At 53.2% G+C, this 18,568-nt stretch carries 20 protein-coding genes and 1 pseudogene; 11 read left to right on the forward strand and 10 right to left on the reverse strand.

Annotated features, from left to right (window positions below):
• Positions 1 to 126: 126 nt before the first annotated feature.
• The 8 genes and pseudogenes from B9Z43_RS17465 to B9Z43_RS16715 all read right to left on the reverse strand — a co-directional run.
• Positions 127 to 270, reverse strand: a pseudogene (locus B9Z43_RS17465) (WYL domain-containing protein); the annotation flags it as partial.
• Positions 271 to 615: 345 nt separating this feature from the next.
• Positions 616 to 1,698, reverse strand: coding sequence for an HNH endonuclease signature motif containing protein (locus tag B9Z43_RS17105; protein WP_146183963.1), 1,083 nt, complete (start codon positions 1,696 to 1,698; stop codon positions 616 to 618).
• Between the two features lie 2 nt (positions 1,699 to 1,700).
• Entirely contained in the window at positions 1,701 to 2,411 is a 711-nt protein-coding gene (locus tag B9Z43_RS16690) for an OmpA family protein (RefSeq protein ID WP_108327046.1), read from the reverse strand.
• Between the two features lie 17 nt (positions 2,412 to 2,428).
• A complete protein-coding gene (locus B9Z43_RS16695) occupies positions 2,429 to 3,976 on the reverse strand; it encodes a MotA/TolQ/ExbB proton channel family protein (RefSeq protein ID WP_108327047.1) in 1,548 nt (515 codons plus the stop codon).
• A gap of 363 nt (positions 3,977 to 4,339) precedes the next feature.
• A complete protein-coding gene (locus B9Z43_RS16700) occupies positions 4,340 to 5,731 on the reverse strand; it encodes a DUF3987 domain-containing protein (protein ID WP_233250176.1) in 1,392 nt (463 codons plus the stop codon).
• A gap of 4 nt (positions 5,732 to 5,735) precedes the next feature.
• On the reverse strand, positions 5,736 to 6,617 hold the full coding sequence (locus B9Z43_RS16705) for a plasmid partitioning protein RepB C-terminal domain-containing protein (protein ID WP_108327048.1): 882 nt from the start codon (positions 6,615 to 6,617) through the stop codon (positions 5,736 to 5,738).
• 1 nt (position 6,618) lies between these two features.
• The gene (locus B9Z43_RS16710; RefSeq protein WP_108327049.1) at positions 6,619 to 7,515 is read right to left on the reverse strand and encodes a ParB/RepB/Spo0J family partition protein; all 897 of its coding nucleotides are present in this window, start codon (positions 7,513 to 7,515) and stop codon (positions 6,619 to 6,621) included.
• Entirely contained in the window at positions 7,512 to 9,077 is a 1,566-nt protein-coding gene (locus tag B9Z43_RS16715) for a recombinase family protein (protein ID WP_233250177.1), read from the reverse strand. Before B9Z43_RS16715 ends, B9Z43_RS16710 begins: the two co-directional genes overlap by 4 nt.
• A gap of 793 nt (positions 9,078 to 9,870) precedes the next feature.
• Between B9Z43_RS16715 and B9Z43_RS16725 the strand changes: the two genes are divergently transcribed.
• Entirely contained in the window at positions 9,871 to 10,428 is a 558-nt protein-coding gene (locus B9Z43_RS16725; RefSeq protein ID WP_108327051.1) for a Panacea domain-containing protein, read from the forward strand.
• Positions 10,425 to 10,844: a hypothetical protein gene (locus B9Z43_RS16730; RefSeq protein ID WP_108327052.1), complete on the forward strand. Its 420-nt coding sequence runs from the start codon at positions 10,425 to 10,427 to the stop codon at positions 10,842 to 10,844. Before B9Z43_RS16725 ends, B9Z43_RS16730 begins: the two co-directional genes overlap by 4 nt.
• A 110-nt stretch (positions 10,845 to 10,954) precedes the next feature.
• On the opposite strand, the gene B9Z43_RS17590 is transcribed toward B9Z43_RS16730, so the two are convergent.
• Positions 10,955 to 11,428, reverse strand: coding sequence for a helix-turn-helix transcriptional regulator (locus B9Z43_RS17590; protein ID WP_369910457.1), 474 nt, complete (start codon positions 11,426 to 11,428; stop codon positions 10,955 to 10,957).
• A gap of 182 nt (positions 11,429 to 11,610) precedes the next feature.
• Between B9Z43_RS17590 and B9Z43_RS16740 the strand changes: the two genes are divergently transcribed.
• The 6 genes from B9Z43_RS16740 to B9Z43_RS16765 all read left to right on the forward strand — a co-directional run bounded on the left by B9Z43_RS16740 (position 11,611) and on the right by B9Z43_RS16765 (position 16,144).
• A complete protein-coding gene (locus B9Z43_RS16740; RefSeq protein WP_108327053.1) occupies positions 11,611 to 11,943 on the forward strand; it encodes a type II toxin-antitoxin system RelE/ParE family toxin in 333 nt (110 codons plus the stop codon).
• On the forward strand, positions 11,930 to 12,217 hold the full coding sequence (locus tag B9Z43_RS16745) for a helix-turn-helix domain-containing protein (RefSeq protein WP_019430962.1): 288 nt from the start codon (positions 11,930 to 11,932) through the stop codon (positions 12,215 to 12,217). Before B9Z43_RS16740 ends, B9Z43_RS16745 begins: the two co-directional genes overlap by 14 nt.
• Positions 12,218 to 12,763: 546 nt before the next feature.
• The gene (locus B9Z43_RS16750; protein WP_108327061.1) at positions 12,764 to 13,042 is read left to right on the forward strand and encodes a metal/formaldehyde-sensitive transcriptional repressor; all 279 of its coding nucleotides are present in this window, start codon (positions 12,764 to 12,766) and stop codon (positions 13,040 to 13,042) included.
• 24 nt (positions 13,043 to 13,066) lie between these two features.
• A complete protein-coding gene (gene dmeF, locus B9Z43_RS16755) occupies positions 13,067 to 14,017 on the forward strand; it encodes a CDF family Co(II)/Ni(II) efflux transporter DmeF (RefSeq protein ID WP_108327054.1) in 951 nt (316 codons plus the stop codon).
• Between the two features lie 51 nt (positions 14,018 to 14,068).
• Positions 14,069 to 14,785 carry an MgtC/SapB family protein gene (locus B9Z43_RS16760; RefSeq protein ID WP_108327055.1) on the forward strand — a complete coding sequence of 239 codons (717 nt, stop codon included), beginning with the start codon at positions 14,069 to 14,071 and terminating at the stop codon, positions 14,783 to 14,785.
• Positions 14,786 to 14,818: 33 nt separating this feature from the next.
• Positions 14,819 to 16,144 carry a carbohydrate porin gene (locus B9Z43_RS16765; protein ID WP_108327056.1) on the forward strand — a complete coding sequence of 442 codons (1,326 nt, stop codon included), beginning with the start codon at positions 14,819 to 14,821 and terminating at the stop codon, positions 16,142 to 16,144.
• A 34-nt stretch (positions 16,145 to 16,178) separates the two neighbouring features.
• Here the strand turns inward: B9Z43_RS16765 and B9Z43_RS16770 are convergent, their stop codons facing one another.
• A complete protein-coding gene (locus tag B9Z43_RS16770; protein WP_146186082.1) occupies positions 16,179 to 16,691 on the reverse strand; it encodes a hypothetical protein in 513 nt (170 codons plus the stop codon).
• Between the two features lie 23 nt (positions 16,692 to 16,714).
• Between B9Z43_RS16770 and B9Z43_RS16775 the strand changes: the two genes are divergently transcribed.
• From B9Z43_RS16775 to B9Z43_RS16785, 3 genes are read left to right on the forward strand one after another with little or no spacing between them, the layout of a single operon-like run.
• The gene (locus B9Z43_RS16775) at positions 16,715 to 17,350 is read left to right on the forward strand and encodes a hypothetical protein (protein ID WP_108327058.1); all 636 of its coding nucleotides are present in this window, start codon (positions 16,715 to 16,717) and stop codon (positions 17,348 to 17,350) included.
• 17 nt (positions 17,351 to 17,367) lie between these two features.
• A complete protein-coding gene (locus B9Z43_RS16780; protein ID WP_233250166.1) occupies positions 17,368 to 17,811 on the forward strand; it encodes a glycoside hydrolase family 73 protein in 444 nt (147 codons plus the stop codon).
• On the forward strand, positions 17,808 to 18,305 hold the full coding sequence (locus B9Z43_RS16785) for a hypothetical protein (protein WP_104801478.1): 498 nt from the start codon (positions 17,808 to 17,810) through the stop codon (positions 18,303 to 18,305). The genes B9Z43_RS16780 and B9Z43_RS16785 overlap by 4 nt, the downstream gene beginning before the upstream one ends.
• Positions 18,306 to 18,568 lie beyond the last annotated feature (263 nt).

Genomic DNA, 18,568 nt, shown 5'->3' on the forward strand with positions numbered 1-18,568 from the left:
CAAAACGAAAGGGGGCAAAAGCACCGAGCAGCTAAACTTATCCACAACCGAATAAGCCAATTCTTTAAAAACCAGTGGCTCAATATTCGATGCAAACACTGGCTCAGTTTGACTGGCTAATCAACACCGACTGGCCGCCGCTGACTGGATTCCGAACCGAGAAACTAGGTCTTGGCGTCGGATTTCCCCGATAAAGCGCACGCGCAACTCCACGAATGCGAGGCGGTCGCGTTGTGGTCGTGTTAGATCTGCAAGCTGTTCGTTGGACATCCTGTGGGTGCTCATTCGGGTTAGCGATGGCTGATAAGGACTGTTGCGGAAAGTATATCCTGTGCTCTAGAGTGAGTCTAATAAACTATTATCGAATGGTGGTGCGTCGCAAAATGATAATGACAATCATTCGTCAGGACACAATAGACCGGAGAAGGCGACCTGCATGAACCAGCACTCCGACCCACTTGGATTGTTTGTGAACGCTGTGGCCTTCGCTGAAGAACATAATCTGAATTGGTACCACGGGATGGCTGATAGTCTGGTGCTACCTTTATAACCATTGCTATGTGACCTGCGCCATTACCATTCCGGCAGACGTGATACAGGCACTTTTATGCTTTGTCAAAGATGAATTTCAACAAATTTTGAGATATCGAAGAGCTTCCAACCTCGCAGTGTGGGAGCCGGCTGCTCTAGTGTGATTGCAATATTTCTTCTCGGCCAGGCTGCTTCCAGGTGTTCTGTTAAACCAGGTGCAGCAAATTCAATCTCTGGCGGTTCCCATCCTTGGCTTTTCGCCAACCCTAAAGCTCCATGTAACGCGGGATCAGAAAACTTGAAAACCGAATCCCAGGTGCCATCGAACACCCCGGAACCACGTCGCAAAAGGTTGATGGCCTTCATCTCATTTCTCGACACGTAAATGTGATCATGAAGCGGCGCCATTCTGTGACAAGCTTTGCACAAAACTTTTAGGTTGCTTCTGGAGTTGTTGCTTTTAACTCCATCAATGTGATGTACGTGAAGCAAATGTCGGGTGCTTGCAAGATTGATGTTGCAGCCTTCACAATTCCATTTGACAGATTCTCTAAGGCTGTCGGAAATCTCACGCCAATTCGGAGCATAGATTGCTGCACCAGGCTCTACCTTAGTTCGTACCGGCAAGAACCGGAAACACGAAGAAAACGCTTCAAAGAAATCGTTGAGATCGAAATGTTCGCGGATGATCCTGGCACAACGTTTAACTTTAGCCTGCTTATAGTTCAACATGTTCAGGCAGTTTTGGCAAACATATAGTTTGCCTTGACCTGTTATTTCTCTCATGGACATGTCGAAACCGCTGAGTGCAAACGTTCCACTAATGTCAGTTGTTGCGATGTAGCGTTCAAACCGCCCGGAGTTTTTCATTGACTCCAAAGTAGTGCAATGGGCAACGTGAAATTTTTTACCTCCTTCACGGTTTCCGCTCAGGACTTCTTCGATTCTGTTACCTTGATCAGGAATGTACAAAAGGATTTGCCGTCCTTCAAAAGCCAACAATCCAGAGACTATTTCTAGTTCATCGAGTTGCACCTCGCGTCCACGAATCAGTTCGGCTTCAATGGCTGAGATTGAACTAGTTCTACTGAGTGCGAAAGTTTGACGCTCAGCACCTAAGCTGGCTGCGACCTTCCAGAGCTCGGAAAAATCATGTGTGATTTGCATGATTAGTCCTGAATCAGTCGTCTGATTTGTGTTTCAGCGTTAGAGATGACACGGAACGTAACGCGACGAGAGCGTTCTGAATCCTCTTTTCCTTTGGCGTCAATTACAAGTCTGCTGGATGAAAGCCCCACAGCAGCTACGTTTCTGCGGGTCCAGGCTTGGTCTTCGGCGGTTGCTTTTAGTCCTTGTACGAACAACAAGACCGATCGAGTCCGTGCTTGTGATAACTCCATGTTCCGAAAGTATGCTTCTTCTGGGTTAACACCTGTATTCCATTGTGAACTGGTGTGCCCCTCAATTCGTACTTCACTTATTGAGTCTCTGAATTGATTCAGAACCTCCATGTACCTGGGGAAAAAGTCACTGAGAACATCCTTGAACTGAGGACGCATTACAGACGAACCGAGTCCGAAAAGAATATCAGGTGATTTAAATTCAAAAGACAATGTCTCCTTGTCAATCTCCGCGTTCCATCGTTTTAGGTCAGGCTGAAACTCGGTTTTGAGAGCCTCGTATAGTGCCACTTGGTTGTTTTGATAAGCTACAGCAACTTCTTTGATCTTGTCCCTTTCGATCAAGGCGTGGCGCATTAATGCAATGCTAATGAACAAGAAGACCATCATCAGCCCGGACATCAGGTCAGACACGCTTACCCAGTGTTCAGACGTCTCATGATCAATTTTGTTTTTTCGTGACCCGAGAATTTTTTCCATGACGGTTGGCCTCAGGCTTAACTACGCTGGTTATTGCTGTTGTAGGCGTCTGTTAGGTGACGCGCGATAGTTGCAAGCGCCGAACCCAGCTCTTGAAGTGCAGCATTCAGTTGGCGACTCAAAGCCTCATCTAACTGGCGAAGCTGTGCGTTGACGGCGTCATTTGTACGGTTAACAGCATCTTGAATTTGGCGGTCTACCGCTTGTAATGTGCGATCAGCGTTTTGTACAACTGATCGATTCGCTTCTTCCGCAGACCGCAAGGATTCAGCTCGTGCTTGATTGGTTTGATCGATAGCAGTTTGTACGGATTGTTGCGCTGTTGACAGCATATTCCGTGAGTTTTCTTCGACTGTTTCCATGGCTGAAGAAATCGCTGAGGTGATGCCTGTACGAATACGCTCAGTATTCAGACCAAGAAGCTCCATAGCGCTTTTGAGCTCTTCAGATATGTTTTCAGATTCAGTGGCAATCACCTTTGCGTTCTCAACCATAGCTTGGTTAGTCTGTTTGACAGAACTTTCAAAGTCTTGTGATCCTCTGATGAGCGTCACATTGACCTGTTCTGCCCCGTTCAAGAGTTGTTGCCCAACTTCTGCGAGCTGAGACTGAATTTGTGGCACTGCTATGACAGCTTGATCGCGCATTTTCACAAATGCATCAAGATGTCGGTCAAGCTCAGCGATCTGATGTTGATTAACTGTCAGCACCTCTCCAAGATTTTTCATATCTGCCGGAATACGCCCAGTCTCTTCCTTGATTGACTGAACTGCAATCTTGGTCGAATTGATAGACTCCACGCCTTGCTCATACAAACGCGTCATCTCTGAAAGTTGAATCATGTAGTTAGCTTGCCACTCTACTAACTTTTTGACCGATTCATCAAGACGCTTGAAGTTATCGCCGAACTGTTCTGTCAAGTTATTGTTGAAGTCGATGATGACATCTTTGAGGGCTTCAATAACTTGCTGGGTAGCAGATTTTGAAAGCATTTCTGCAAAGTCTTTCATCTGAGCCCAGAGTTTTTCTTCAAAATATTCCTGTCGTCTGTTTAACATAGATCTAAAGTCGTTTAGATCAGTTCGGAGCAGTTGAATTTGCCCGACCATAGAGCGTTCATCGTTACCGCCGATTCCTTTAGAGATAGTGGTCAGTTCGACGTGTTGTTTGGTGAGAATGGCGTGAATGTCCTTAGGCTCGATACCATCTGGCGACGTCCCCTCATCATTTGGCTTGTTCTTGTCAAGGTGACTGGTTTGAATTATCTTGAAAGCAATAGCAAATCCCATGCCGATAAGGCTAGTGACAAACGCTGTTTGCAGACCCCCAAGTAGTTGTTCAATGCTGCCATCGATTTGTTTTGTATCGAATTGAAGTAGGCCAATAAAAATACCCAAGAAAGTACCAAATAACCCCATTGAAGTCATCAATGACGGCGCGTACTCAACATAATTGTTTCTATCAGATGTGAGGCCAGCTTTAGCTTTTAAAAAGGCGTAAAGAATCGCGATGAAGAATACGCTGTTCAGAATCCAAGTGAAAACTTGCGTGTTAAATATGTTCATTGCGGACGATGTCTAGCGTGTAGTAGAGGGGTTGGCTGATCTTTGAGTCGTCGCCGGTCCTCGCAACGGATCGCGGGCCGCATTCATCATTACGTTCAGCGTTCTGATGTACTCAACGTCAAACAGTCTACAAGCAAACCGCATATTGATCTTTTGGATAGAAACTGTTCATGTCGGTTGCTGTGCCCGTTTTCGATAGCACTTATGGGTCCATTAATTCGAAAGCCATCCGTCCAACTTTTCGTTGTGCATGAATCGGTACATGAGGACTCTGCGAAATCAGCGAAATCAGCGAAATTAGTGTTCTGACAAGCACTTGCGCCCGATTTTTCTCTGCGAAATTAGCGAAAAAATCCCCCCGTATCACTCCGTGGCCAACCGGTACACCCGCAGTGGCGCACCCGGCGCACCGTCGGCGCGTTCTCCCCATTGCACCGTGATCTTGGGCGGCGTGCTGGCTAACAGGTGCTCCAGGCTGGCGTCGATTCGCGCCTTTGGCATCTTGCCCCGGAAACATTCGGAGCTGATCTGGCTGCGCGTGGCCTGACCGCGTTCGAGCAGGAAGAACAGTACGCGATTTGAAAGGTCCACTACCTGCGACAGCCTTGCATCCTCGGCAGCGCTGACGAACACGAAGCGCACGGACGCCGTGGCATGACGAATCCAAGCCATCGCTGCGTCGATGTGCTGTGCCTCGATCCGGGTTTGAAGGTCGGTCAGGGCCATCAGCATTGCCAAGCGGAGCAGCATTGGCGCGTTGCGCTCAAGCAAGGCGCCAATTGCACCATCGTCAACGCCATCGTGCAGTTCACCCCGGTAGAGCTGGGCGTACCGCCACTGCGCCTGGGGCGACAGTTCCATCGGCCGATGTGCGCACTCGTCGTGCCGGTCAGCGTGAACGAAGGTCAACACATCCAGCGTCTTGCGTGCCAGGTGGTCGACTACCGCCTGTGGCGTCTCTTTCGGAAACGGCAACATCCGCGACCGCTCGGCCCAGATCATGAGAAATCGGTTGGCAAAGCCGTTGCTCATTTCACGGGCGCTCATCAACCCTGTCAGTTCGCTGGGCGAAATCGCGCCGCTTAGGCAAACGTGCGGATCGCTGGCATAGACTCGATTAGATTTCGTGGCAGGTTTCAGGTCAATACCGTCCCAGCAGTCACGCAGCGCCGCCGAAAGTGTGTTGCCATCGCGCCGTCCCTGATGCAGCACGTTGGCGAATTCGGATTCGACCACCCACAGCCGCTTGTCCTCGATGGCGGGGATGTCCTGCCGACCTTGCCGGTAGCCGTCGTGGATAAGCGCTGCCAGACCTTCGCGCGTGGACAATCCTCCTCTGTGAATCTGAGGCGCGAAAGCATCATCGATTGCCCGCAAAGCCGCGTCGATGCGCAGCACCAGCGACACCGCGTCGCCTTTGCGGCCACGACCAGAACGCCCGATGTGCAGGCAGAACAACCGCGTGTGGTGCCGGGTGTTGCCAATGGGCAGGTACACGCCACGCCCGATGGCGCATGACAGATAGGCCATGAAGTTCGCCGCTATGGCATGGGCATTCGTCTCCGTCCCTTCACTGCCCGCTCGGGCCACGTCACCTATCAAGCCATACAGGCAGATGGGATCGGGCTGTGGTGCATTGCGATGGGTGTGGGGTGAGTCGTCATCCATCTGCTCATCACCGGAAGATGAGTTGACTTTGGCCCCGTCAAGTAGACCTTGCGCTGTCGGTAGGGGTAAAAAATCGCTGCTGTGCATTCATCTATGCGTCGAGTGACTCGCACTCCACGATGAATTTGAACTCCGTCAGTATCTCTGGGTAGTGCTGTTGCAAGTACCGTTCGATCTCGGTGTTTTCCAGCCATTTAGCCAGGAGCTTGCTGGCCAGCAGTAAATTGAAAACATCCTGACTGAATGTTTGTTCCGCAAGTTTGTATTGCTCTTGCAGACTTCCCATCTCGCGCTCCATGTTGGCCATCTGTGTCGGACTTACTCCGGAGACCTTTTTGGTGACGACCGCATCCACCAGCTGGTTCGGAGGTGTCGCCGCATACAGAGCATTGGCATAGGCCAGGGTGACACAGTTGGCGTCCACCATCAATTCAACACACTCGACTTGGCGCATCGGCTTCATTCTTTTCAAAATGGTGCCAAGGTCGGCCGCAAATTGCTGATCTTTCAGCAGTGCCACCGCCTCGGCGCAGATGCCGTCGAGCAGATTGAGCTTACGGGTGATGGTGGAGATATCCAGGTCCAGTGCATCGGCCAGACGCTGCGCCGTGACGCCTTTTTCAACTGCCCTGCGAAGCATCACATGTTCTTGAACGGATGAAAGCCGATTGATTCGCGTGTTGTAGGTGTAACTCTCGTCATCCGTGGACTCCAGACACAACGCCTCGGTGTGTTCCAGCGACCGGAGCGCCAGCAATCGCAAATGACCGTCAAGCAGGATGCGGTGCCCCGTCTTCTTGTCCGCAGGCCCGACTGTCAATGGCTCGATGAGTCCGACTGCCTTGATGGAGGCTTGGATTTGCATGAATTTCCGGGTGGTCAATATTCTGGAAAGCGCTTTGCGTGACGGCAAAATCAGATCCAGAGGAATGGACAGTGGTTCCAACAGGAAGGCGAGTGACAGTTGTGCCATTTCATGCTCCTTTCGGCCATACACGTTCGGCCAGGTACGTTGGCAAGGTGTCCAATCCCTCCGCCCGAAGCAGGGTCGTGAAGTGTTCATTGACCAGGAGTTGCCCCAAGGCGCCGATCACGAACAAGAGGCGTTGTTGGGCAGCCCCCGCCTTTTTGACCATCAGCTTTTGGCGTTCAACTTCCTTTTGGTATGTCCTGACCAGGCTTGATGCTGTGATGTCCACCGCCACACGTTGCGTACCCCGACCCAATGCGCGCCCAAAGGTCTGGCGCTTTTCGATGATCCGACGGGCCTGGATCAGCTGCTTTCCGCGCAGCAATCCGGATTCGTAGGCGTCCTGCAGCGCGGTCTGTACAGCCTCATTGTTGTTGCCGGCACCCACAATCTCCAATGCCGCATTCAGCGGTATGCGGCCACTTTCTACCGCCACCATCAGGCGCTCCTCTCCATTCTTAATGAGGAGCATGATCCCCTGCACGTAGTCAACGCTCAGGCCGGTTTTCTTGGCGATGGTTTTCTTGTCATAACCCTTGGCCACCAGTTGCTGGATGCCGGCGAGCAGTTCGAGGGGGCTGGATTTGCGACGGGCGATGTTTTCCACCATGCTCATGATGAAGGCGTCTTCATCGTTGACATCCACCACCATTGCAGCAATGGTGGTCTCTCCCAGGGCCATGAACGCTTTGAGCCTACCTTCGCCACAAACGAGTAAGTATTTTTCAGCGCCATCGTCCCCAGGGCGAGGGGTCACGGTGATGGGTTTTTTGAGTCCGACGGATTTGATGTTCTCGACGATGCCCTCAAAAACCTGCTTGTTGCGCTCACGCGGATTGAGTACCTCGATCCGGTCGACAGGGATCATGCGCAGATCGCCCACAGGCTGCTTTTTGGTCATGCCGCCCTCCGCAGGCGTGTGCGCTGAGCCATGCCATAGAAATATTCCAGGGTGTCAAAGCGGAAGCTTTCAATTTCGATGGAATTGCGATCGGCCAGACTAATGCGCGGCTGCCCGAAATCCAGCCGTGGAAGAAGGTAGTAGTCCATGGGCGCATCGTTGGCATGGTTCAGCCGCACGGCCACCGTGATGTCGGGCGCCAGGCTGGTGTCAAAACGCACCTTCCAGCGGTTGCGCCCGTTGTCATGGGTTTGGCAGCGCGCCAGCACCAGAGACACCGTGAACTCCTTGTTGACCACCAACAGGTCCGTGGCGGGATCCCTTTCAATGGTGCCACCCAACTCGCCGATGGCTTGTTCTGTCTGCGCGACGATTTGCGGGTGCAGTCGTCGCAAGTACTGGTTGGCTTCCAGATACCGGTAATCCCGGTCGGGGGTGAACCCCACTGTTTGGTAGGCGCGAATCAGGCTTCCGAATTTGTGGATATAGGCCGATGAGGATGGCATTCCCTCGGTTTCGTCAATGATCAGTCCCGACAGATAACCCCGGTGCTCGTAGAGATTGCGCAGCTTTTCGATCAAATCTTCCATGCTGTAACGGTGCGTACGTCCGCGAATGATCCCTTGTGCCATGTAGAACGTTTCTGGCGGAACGATGGCTTCGAAGGCGCCTTCTTTCCTGACCCACTTGTCTGGCTCGTTGACGGTGCGCAGCATCTTGAGCTTGAACGAGATACGGTTGAACACGTTGTTGCCGATGTACTTTTCGTTGGTCAACACCTCGTGTACCGTGGCCCGTGTCCAGTTGCGCCCCAGATCGGTGCGCACACCTTGGTCGTTGAGACGGGCCGCAATTTCAGACTCAGACAGACCATCCTCTGTGAACCAGCGATAGATCTGGAGCACGTTTTGCACCTCGACGTCTGGTCCCGGCATCAAGATGACACGATCGGTTTGCAGGCTTTTGTGTTCCCCGCGCGCCAGCTCCGCCTTCACAGATCCCGTCTGATCCAGTAGCACGCGACGCAGTCCATAGCCGGCAGGGCCGCCCTGGCGGTAGCCCAGTTCGATCAGTCGGCACTGACCTGCGAACACCTTGACCGAGAGTTCGCGGCTGTATTCGCCTGCCATGGCGCGCTTGACGCCCTTGACGATGGTGGAGACGGGGGATCCGTCATTGTCGAATTGTTCCGCGACGTACCGGACGTGAACGCCTTTGCGCTTGAGGAGGTGTTCGTAATAGGCGGCTTCGTCAGGGTCCTGAAACCGTCCCCATCGGCTGACGTCGTACACCAAGACCAATTTGAAGTCGGTGGCCCCGGCGTCCACGTCCCGGAGTAGCTGCTGCAGGGATTTGCGCCCGCCGATGTTCAGACCGCTTTTGCCATCATCGGCGTAGGTGCGAACAATTTCAATGCCTTGAACTCGGGCGTACTCACGAATTCTGTCAGCCTGGTTTTCAGTAGAGTATTGCTGGTGCTCCGTTGACATGCGCACGTATTCAGCGGCGCGAATGCGTTTGGACGGTTCCGTCAATTCTTCTGTGACCTCATTGTTTTGCATAGCACCCGATCGTTCAACGTTTGTAAGGGATGCTCTCGAGCCTGCATTTCACTTCGCCGCGAGCCAGGGTGCTGATGGTTGTCAGCGCTGACGTACCGGTGAAGATGTTGCGATGCAGAAATTTGGGAGCATTTTTGGACGCAACGGTAATGCCAGTGGGTCAATTCGTCGAACGAGTTATATCTTTGCACTCGTTCTCTTTGCATGGACAGTGGGGGCACACGGGGGAAATTTTGGCAATCCACTCGTCGCTCTTAGCAGCGCCCAAGTTGGGGATGAACTCGATTCGGTACAGCCCGGACAGCGGAGCCGAAATGGTCTCGGAATCGGTGAGTTGCTTTTTTCTGGTGACTTTTCCGGTGCCTCGGTAGTTGCGCCAGTAATCCGGATTGCGATCCAACCAAGCTCTTTGGGCGCGGGCTTTGTTGTCAAGGTACACCTCACCCGAGCGTGGCCGGGTTTGCCGCCAGCGTTTGCGCCGTTCTGCCTGGCAGGCTGGAGTGGAGCAGTAGGTTTGGTTTTTGACCCGTGGGTCAGGCAGGAAGGATTGGCCGCAGCAGGCGCAGACTATTGGGGGCATCAGATTTCTCCATACGAAAATTCGTATGGGAACTGTCAAACTGCTCCGTAGCGATCCGACAACAGCGCTGGATGGTCAACTGAAAGGTCAACGGGTAGAATCCGGACGTAGCCCGCCCGTTGAGCGTGGGCGATAGTTGCCCTCAAGACGCCTCGTTTTTTGTTCGAGCATGTCTACGAGGGTTTTGGTGTTTGGCGTACAGGAGCCTGTTCAATGTTCAACGAGCGCAAAGCGGCGCAAATGGCAGCGTTCTTTCTGGGGCAGACCTCGGAGAGCAGAATGTCGCATTTGAAGCTGATGAAGCTCCTGTACCTTTCGGATCGCGAGGCCTTGCGGGTCTTTGGTTGGCCGATTTCGGGTGATCGACTGGTCTCAATGCCCCATGGACCCGTCTTGTCGCAGACGCTCAACCTCATGGATGGTGACGTCGAGTCCCAGCCCGGTGGTTGGGAAGAGTGGATTTCTGACAAGGAAAACCACGAGCTTTCGCTGCGCCAGCCCTTGGACGCGGCCGCCCTTGATGAGTTGGCCCCGGCGGAGATCGACGTGCTCAAGATCGTCTGGGGCAAGTTTGGAGCCATGGGCAAGTGGGAAATCCGCGACTGGACCCATGAGCACTGCGCCGAGTGGAAAGACCCGAAGGGATCATCGATTCCAATTCAATACGACGCGATGGCACGTGCGGTAGGCTTTGACGATGATTCGGCGAAGGAGCTGGCTGCTCAAATTCACGCTGAACAGGAAATCGATCGAATCTTCGCGGCTCTATGAGTTTGTTTCTTCCGCTGAAGCGGGCGACGCTGCTCATTCCGTCAGGGCCGGAAAGCGACAAAGATCGCAAGCATCTCTTTATCCTGCTGAATGATCCTCATGATGACGAGTCTGGCAAGGCTTGTGTATTGATGGTATCGCTATCGACTGTCAGGCAAGGCGTACCCCATGACCCCGCTTGTATTTTGTACGCGGGCGATCATGCTTTTGTGAAACATGACAGTTATGTCGTCTATCAAAAGGCACGCATCGAGGAAGCTGACAAAGTTCTACGCGGGGTGAAGAGCGGTCAACTTGTCCCGCAGGCCCCGATGGATGGGGCCGTTTTCGCAAGGATTTGCAAGGGTCTGGAAGAGTCGAGACTGACCCCGACAAGACTGCTCAACTTCTATCTCAAGGCCACTGGCCAGACTTGACGGCGTGCAGGATGGTGCTGCTGGCATCAGTGTGATCCGGTGAGCGGTGGTGAGTCGGCGGCTTTCGTTTTTTGCCCCCTAACCTCGCCCACGTCCTGGTCGTTCAAGAGCTATGCGATCAGGTTGCCGATGGCATGCATCAGAGTCTTTCTGTTTTCGATCGGGTCTGAGGTGTCCTGGACACCGAACCCACTCATTTCGGCGTGGGTGCGCTTGGCCCATGCCATGACCTCGTCGAGTTTGAAGCGCACGAGCTTGCCGACGCGAATGCAAGGGATCTCCAAAGCCCTGCGCATATTCGGGTGCGTAAACAAATACAGAGGAAGACTGGTGGCGGCGGCCATCTCCCGGGCGGAGTAAAGCCTCACATTCGACGTGACGGCGACATCGCTGCCACGCTCCCACGTTGCTTCATGTAGTGCCTGTTCTTCAAAAAGGAAGATCTCGTCCAGCGGGTACGTCACGCGCTTTGAAAGCTTGAGGTAACGCGGACCTCGGCCTTCTGATCGCCAACGCTGCAATGTCTTGGGGCTGACGCCCCAGCGTGTGGCAAGTTCGTTCTCATTGATGGCAATTTGCTGCATGTCAGTGCTCCTGGTGGTTGACGGGAGCCTGTATTCAGGTTGAGTTTTCGCGAAAAGCCAAGTCCGAGGGCGATGTCGGAAAAGTGCTGTGGCTGTGATGCGCAGCGGAGCCCTTTTGTGCAGCAAGGCGATGGTCACAGGCGGGTTTGACGGCAATTAACATATTTGTTACTATGCGGGCGATGGAATACGAGATCCGCTACTACAGCGAAGCCGTACAGGATGAGATCTTGGACTTGCCTGACACGCTGGCTGCGCGCTATGTGGTGTTGACTCGGCGCATGGTGGCGCTGGGACCCAATCTGGGCGAGCCTCACACCAAGGCCATGAAGAGCGGCTTGTTCGAACTTCGGCTCAAAGGTGCTGAAGGCATTGCTCGGGTGTTTTACTGCACGCAGGTGGGCCGACGGATCGTGATGTTGCACAGTTTCGTGAAGAAGACCAATCGCACGCCCCCGCGCGAGTTGGATACGGCGATGAGTCGCTTGAAAGAGGTGAAGCATGAAAACGCATGACGAAGTGGTCAAGGCACTGATGAGCCGCTCTGGCGTGAAAGCCGAGGTTGAACGCATCGAACGGGAAGAAGGTGAGCTGCTCGACGCCTTGCTCAAGGCCAGGCAGGAAGCCGGCTTGACGCAGGCGGAGCTCGCTGCACGGATGGGCACGCAAGCGCCATCGGTGGCGCGGCTGGAGAAATCTCTGGCAACGGGGAAACATTCACCATCGGTCGCCACCCTGCGCCGCTACGTACAAGCGTGTGGCAAGAATCTGCGGTTGCAGGTCTGCTGATTTACATTCAGGCGGGGGTATGAGCGAAGACAGACCTTCCCCTCAAATGTGACATTAAGCCGGAGGTTTTCCTGCGATTGGCGCAAGACTCCGGCAGGGCTGTCATGCAGGATGCTATACTCCACCACCAATCCAAGACGCCCAACTGATCTCAGTTGGGCGTTTTCATTTGGGGCATCCCCAGAGCACGCGGGGTGCGGCGCAATTCTACGTGTGCCAACCCCCTCCAGTACTTGGGGCGGTATTGACCCCCAAATCTCATATTCCGCCTTCTCTTCTCACGAAACTTCTGCAAACCCTCACGCTGTGGCACACGCAGAACGCCTTTCACGGCAACAACTTACACGTGTGTCGGATACGAAGGTTTTGCTATCGACTTGCTGAGGCAAACGATATGGTTTGTGTGTTGTCGCACACGATGGTTTGAGAACGCATCCCAATAAGTAGTCCATTAGCCAACCCTGCGTCGGGAAATGACCAAGCTGTCGGCGGTGGAATTTGAATCTTTATATACTATACCCCCCTACCCTATATATGAGGTTAGACATGAGCCACACCATAGAACACAAATCAAAGCTACTCAAACGCGTTCGACGCATCCGAGGGCAAGTTGAAGCACTTGAGCGTGCATTGGATGCAGAGAAGGGGTGTGCAGAGGTATTGCACCAGATCGCTGCCGTGCGCGGTGCCATTAATGGACTCATGGCTGAGGTTCTGGAGGATCACGTTTACACCCACATCGCAGATCCTGACATCACTGATGCCAAAGAGCGATCCCATGGAGCGGATGTACTGATGGATGTACTTCGTGTGTATCTCAAATAACGGTCAATAACAGGTAGCAAACAAATGCAAAACCAAGACTTGTCCGAATGGATGCATGACCACGTCTTCCACGTTAGCAGTGACGCAGCTGAGCGCAGTACGCGCCTGGTGATGTGGGTCACAGCTATCACCATGGTGATCGAAGTTGTCGCTGGCTGGTGGTTTAACTCCATGGCGTTGCTTGCAGATGGCTGGCACATGAGCTCGCACGCTGTTGCCATTGGGCTCTCTGCATTGGCATACGGGACTGCGCGTCGCTATTCCAAAGATCCTAGATTTGCATTTGGAACCTGGAAGATTGAGATTCTTGGAGGCTTTGCTAGCGCGCTCTTTTTGGTAGGTGTTGCTGTGCTGATGTTGGGGGGATCAATTGAAAGAGTCATCTCTCCGCAGCCCATTCGGTATCAGGAAGCCATCGTGGTCACTGTGTTGGGTCTATTCGTGAACATCGTTTGCGCTCTCATTTTGGGCAAAGCTCATCATCACGACCACCCTCATGGACATAAGCACGAACAAAGCCACGACCATCACCACGATCTAAATCTGAAGTCGGCCTATGTGCATGTGATTGCAGACGCTGCAACTTCGGTTCTGGCGATCGTGGCCCTTGTAGGTGGTTGGTTGTTCGGATTGTCATGGCTAGATCCACTAATGGGCATTGTTGGTGCGGCGTTGGTGCTGGTTTGGGCCAGGGGCCTGATTGCAGATACAGGCAAAGTATTGCTAGATCGTGAGATGGATCACCCAGTGGTTGAGGAAATTCGCATGGCCGTAGAAGGCAGCCACGCCAATGCTGATTTGCGAATCACTGATTTGCATGTATGGCGAGTAGGAAAGCAAGTCTATTCATGCGCCATGACCATAGTCACCACTGATCCCCATTTGACGCCCAATGTGGTCCGTGAAATGTTGGCCGAGCACGAGGAGTTGGTTCATTCGACCATCGAAATTCATTTGAACTCTTCCACTTCCTAATTCATTGCCTTGTCACATTAGTGAAATAAATTAGACGGGTAGAGGTCCAGCGTGCAAGCCATAAACAACATTCATCTCGCATCATTTTTGGATACCGTAGTCAGTTTGACTGCGGCGTTTTTGCTTGGCGGAATGATTGGACTTGAGCGTCAATACCGTCAGCGCACAGCAGGGCTTAGAACCAACGTTCTTGTGGCCGTTGGTGCAGCCGTTTTCGTTGACATCGCACATCGACTGACTGGAAATTCTGGTGCCGTGAATGTGATTGCCTATGTCGTCTCTGGCGTGGGTTTTCTGGGAGCAGGCGTGATCATGCGCGAAGAAGGGAATGTGCGCGGCATCAATACCGCTGCGACCCTTTGGGGCTCCGCTGCAGTTGGGGCCTGTGCTGGCGCAGACTTGATTGTTGAAGCCATTTTGGCCGCTCTGTTTGTGTTGGCAGCGAACACATTGTTGCGCCCTGTCGTCAATCGAATCAACAGGCAGCCTCTCGATACAGAAAATGTTGAAGCGACGTACACGGTTTTTGTGATTGCCCTGAAAAACAAACAGCGTGAAGCGCTTGAAAAACTGGAAGAGGAACTTGAGACGGCAGAGTACCCGATGCGCGATTTGACGGTACATGCATTTGGGGAAGATAGCGTCGAAATCGAGGCTGTGCTTTCGACGAACTCTGTCGATGGTGATCAATTGGACGCGGTGATCAAACGTCTTTCTGAGTCGGAATGCATCACCCAGGCATTTTGGAGTCCATCAACCACGGAGTAAGTCCATGGTCGGAAGAAATAGAAACCCCCTCAAATGAATACATTGAAAAAAATTGGACTGATTGCTTTGCTCATGGTTCCTATGGCAACCGCATGGGCTGACGATGATTACGAAGAAACGACGGCTAAGTATCAAACCACATACAACTGGCAAAGGCACCCTGGCTTCAGCTCCAACTATTCTGGACAGAACAGTATGTCCAGTAGCGCAGACAAGATGTACACCTTCTCTCTGACGGCGCACTGGGGCACTCGCCTGTGGTCTGGCGGGGAGTTGTATTTCAATCCAGAAATTGCCTCTGGTGTTCCCTTCACAGAAAACTTGATTGGCTTAGGTGGTTTCACCAACGGTGAAATCACCCGCGCGGCGGGCACAACACCACAAGCATATCGTCAGCGTCTTTTTTTGCGTCAAACTTGGAATCGAGGAGGTGGCTCCGAGAAGGTTGAGTCTGATTTCAACCAAATGGCAGGAACCGTCGACAAGAATCGCACGGTGCTAACAGTTGGGAATTTTTCAACCCTGGATGTCTTCGATGACAACGCATATGCGAAGGATCCACGCACACAGTTTATGAACTGGGGGAACTGGACATATTCATCATGGGACTATGCTGCCGACGCACGTGGTTTTGGCTGGGGCTTTGCGCTGGAGTTTTATCAAGGGGATTGGGTATATCGCCTTGGCCGCATGACTGGTCCTAAGGAGCCAAACGGCTTACCAGTTGATTTCAATTTGTTGAATCACTATGGTGATCAGTTTGAGGTTGAGCATGCTCATGTCTTCAACAATCAACCCGGTAAGGTTCGCGTACTGTTCTACCGCAATCGCGCAGTTCTGGCCGATTTCAATGACGCAACGGCATACCTTCTGGCGAATAATCCTGCAGACAAACAGACGATCTTTAATGTCAGAAATGGCGAGAAGATCAAGTACGGGTTGGGTGTGAACCTTGAGCAAGCGATCAATGACCAAGTCGGCTTCTTCTTTCGAGGCATGAAGTCCGATGGGAAGTCTGAGACCTACGCCTTCACCGAAGTTGACAGCTCACTGTCGGCAGGTTTCCTGATCAAGGGTAACAAGTGGGGGCGAGCAGAAGATACTGTTGGCTTGTCGCTCATGACGAACTATCTTTCGCCTGAACGGCGTAAGTTCCTAGAGGCTGGTGGTATTTCCTTCTTCATTGGCGACGGACAGTTGCAGTACAAGCCAGAGACGATCTTTGAGGGCTTTTATAGCTGGGGAATATCAAAGGGCGTTTGGCTGACTGGCGACTATCAGCGGATTCAGAACCCAGCGTACAACGCTAGTCGAGGACCCGTAGATGTATTTGCTGTTCGATTTCACGCAGAGTTTTGATTCAATAGTCAACTCATAAACGGGACCATCAGCTTCACTGACCAGAAGCACAAGGCATCGCATACAGCCCCTGTCGCTTCTGCGTATTCACTAACTTTCGATATGCGATCAGTGGACGGTCAACTCCCGGTTTTCCTTTGTCACGGGACTTCACCTTGAACACATCAATGGGCTTGTCGCTGTCCAAGCCTGCACGCTCCATGATTCGCTCGGCTCGCATGGGCTCACCCTTGAACGACCAGAGCGACTGGAACACCGAAGCCTGTGCCTCGGTGAGGTTGATGTGGCCGTGCTCTGGCAGCAGCACCGTGCGGAAGTCGTCCGCGAAGGGGCCGTAAACCGGTTTAGCGGGCTCACGTGGCGTTTCTTTCGGGCGGTGTTCTGCCTGCACAACCCACACCTGCTGTTTGGCGGCCGTGCAAGTGGCGTGTTTGGCAACATCAACCACATGGAAATGCCTGCGCCTGGCGATGCGTTTGTTTTCCCATCGCACATGCCGCATTTTGTCTTCCCGTACAACGGCGAGCGCCCAGGTGTGGAACTTCACTTTGAAATGCTCGCGGAGGCCGCATGAAGCTCATTACCTTCGGCACCAGCGTTGACGAAAGCAAAGCCGTGCGGGTCGAGAAGACCGCAGACGGCTACACCGTTTCATTTGCTGCCGCATCCATCGACATCGGGGAGCACTTGTTCAAGCAGGGCGAACTGCAGTTCCTGATGTATGGGAAGCAGTATGAAAACGAGGTCATCGGGATCGTGTCGCAGCGTGAATACGTCGACAGCCGCGATGGCCTCACGATTCTGGCTCAGCACGGCCTGACAGATGGCCTGGGCTGGTTCTATTTCGGTGACAGCGCCAAAGAGGCCTGCCTGTGCATCACAAAAGCCCTGATGGCCCAGTGCCCATTTGACGTCGTGCAACCGGGCAAGCCAAGAGATGTTCTGCCAGGCATCTTCCCGGGGAGCGACAAGCTGGGGACGCGCAACCTGGCCAAGATCGAACTCCTGCGCAAGATAAACCCGCTTGACAGTCTGGCCTCCCTGGAGAAGCAGGTAGACCTGCTCAGCGCACTGGTCATTCAGCTGGCTGGGCTGGTGCCTGGCCTGCCAGGGTGGGCAATGGTGCGTTGGACCTTTGCGTTCATCGACAAGCGTCGGGATGACTCGATCGACGAGGTGGCCAAGGAAGTGAAGGGGATGCTGTGAATCCCAGTGAATTCATCATGCGGCTCACCACGGCCGCAGTCGCGTCATTCAAAGCCACGGGTGTTCCTGCCAGCATCACGATCGCGCAGGCCGCGCTTGAATCTGCCTGGGGAGAATCTGGCCTTGCGAGGAACGGCAACAACCTCTTCGGCATCAAAGCTGATAGCCTCTGGCGCGGTCAGACCCTGACCCTGAACACCAAGGAGTTCATCAAGGGGCAGTGGGTGGTGGTGCCAGCCCTTTGGCGCAAGTATCCGAGTTGGCAGGCCAGCATCGACGATCACGCCACGTTCCTCAAGCGCAACCCCCGCTACAAGGCCTGCTTTGCTTGCACCACTGCCCAGGCGTTTGCCAAGACGCTGGCGCAGGCAGGCTATGCCACCGACCCGGCTTATGCGGACAAGGTCATTGGCTTGATCAAGCAGCACAACCTACTGTCTCTGGACGGAGGTGCGGCATGAACTGGCTCAATCGATTCTTGCTGGCCAACTGGTCACACATCTTTGACGCACTTCTCTTGACCATGGCGCTGCTTTGCGGGATGCAGGTTGGCGAGTCCCGTGTCCAGAAGGATTGGGACGCCGAAAAGCAAAAGATCGCACTGGCCCAGGCCAGGCAAGAGCAGCGCGTCGCCGATGTGCGGTTGACCCAATCTCAAATCACGCAGGAAATCTCGAATGAATACGCAAAAAGGTCAAAGCTACTGGCTGATCGCCAGCCTGATGCTCATGTTGGCGGGGTGTGCAACATCACCACAGCCGGTGACAGGGATTTGTCCGCCGTTTCCGAAGCTCCCGCAGGAGCTGCAAGCATCCCCGCCGACGCTCTATCTCTTACCGCTGGAGATGCGGGAGCGGTGAGTTGCGCGCAGTTGAGCAAGGATGCTGCACAAACCACCCTGATGCTGCTTGAGGTACAGCGGTGGTACCAAAAACAATCAGCAATTGAACCTTAAACAGAAGCCCGGCTTGTCTTAGGACAGGTCGGGCTTTTTGTCGTTTGTGCGGTCGGGAATCCTTCTGGATCCATGGGAATCTAATCCTTCTTAGCTTTATCGATCAGAGAAAGAAGGTTTTTCATTGCGCTGGCCTTGACCTGCCCCCTCTGAGCCGTACCAAATCGATGGAACTAAGTTCGCTAATTTTGGAGAATGGCGGATATGAAGACCACACGATTTACCGACGAGCAGATCATCGGATTCCTCAAGCAAGCTGAAGC

This window comes from Limnohabitans sp. MMS-10A-192 (assembly GCF_003063335.1).
Classification (GTDB): Bacteria; Pseudomonadota; Gammaproteobacteria; order Burkholderiales; family Burkholderiaceae_C; genus Limnohabitans_A.

Coding starts and splice junctions, on each gene's coding strand:
- B9Z43_RS17105 (WP_146183963.1), bottom strand. CDS start 1,698: ATGCAAATCACACATGATTTTTCCGAGCTCTGGAAGGTCGCAGCCAGC.
- B9Z43_RS16690 (WP_108327046.1), bottom strand. CDS start 2,411: ATGGAAAAAATTCTCGGGTCACGAAAAAACAAAATTGATCATGAGACG.
- B9Z43_RS16695 (WP_108327047.1), bottom strand. CDS start 3,976: ATGAACATATTTAACACGCAAGTTTTCACTTGGATTCTGAACAGCGTA.
- B9Z43_RS16700 (WP_233250176.1), bottom strand. CDS start 5,731: ATGCACAGCAGCGATTTTTTACCCCTACCGACAGCGCAAGGTCTACTT.
- B9Z43_RS16705 (WP_108327048.1), bottom strand. CDS start 6,617: ATGGCACAACTGTCACTCGCCTTCCTGTTGGAACCACTGTCCATTCCT.
- B9Z43_RS16710 (WP_108327049.1), bottom strand. CDS start 7,515: ATGACCAAAAAGCAGCCTGTGGGCGATCTGCGCATGATCCCTGTCGAC.
- B9Z43_RS16715 (WP_233250177.1), bottom strand. CDS start 9,077: ATGCAAAACAATGAGGTCACAGAAGAATTGACGGAACCGTCCAAACGC.
- B9Z43_RS16725 (WP_108327051.1), top strand. CDS start 9,871: ATGTTCAACGAGCGCAAAGCGGCGCAAATGGCAGCGTTCTTTCTGGGG.
- B9Z43_RS16730 (WP_108327052.1), top strand. CDS start 10,425: ATGAGTTTGTTTCTTCCGCTGAAGCGGGCGACGCTGCTCATTCCGTCA.
- B9Z43_RS17590 (WP_369910457.1), bottom strand. CDS start 11,428: ATGCAGCAAATTGCCATCAATGAGAACGAACTTGCCACACGCTGGGGC.
- B9Z43_RS16740 (WP_108327053.1), top strand. CDS start 11,611: ATGGAATACGAGATCCGCTACTACAGCGAAGCCGTACAGGATGAGATC.
- B9Z43_RS16745 (WP_019430962.1), top strand. CDS start 11,930: ATGAAAACGCATGACGAAGTGGTCAAGGCACTGATGAGCCGCTCTGGC.
- B9Z43_RS16750 (WP_108327061.1), top strand. CDS start 12,764: ATGAGCCACACCATAGAACACAAATCAAAGCTACTCAAACGCGTTCGA.
- dmeF (WP_108327054.1), top strand. CDS start 13,067: ATGCAAAACCAAGACTTGTCCGAATGGATGCATGACCACGTCTTCCAC.
- B9Z43_RS16765 (WP_108327056.1), top strand. CDS start 14,819: ATGAATACATTGAAAAAAATTGGACTGATTGCTTTGCTCATGGTTCCT.
- B9Z43_RS16775 (WP_108327058.1), top strand. CDS start 16,715: ATGAAGCTCATTACCTTCGGCACCAGCGTTGACGAAAGCAAAGCCGTG.
- B9Z43_RS16780 (WP_233250166.1), top strand. CDS start 17,368: ATGCGGCTCACCACGGCCGCAGTCGCGTCATTCAAAGCCACGGGTGTT.
- B9Z43_RS16785 (WP_104801478.1), top strand. CDS start 17,808: ATGAACTGGCTCAATCGATTCTTGCTGGCCAACTGGTCACACATCTTT.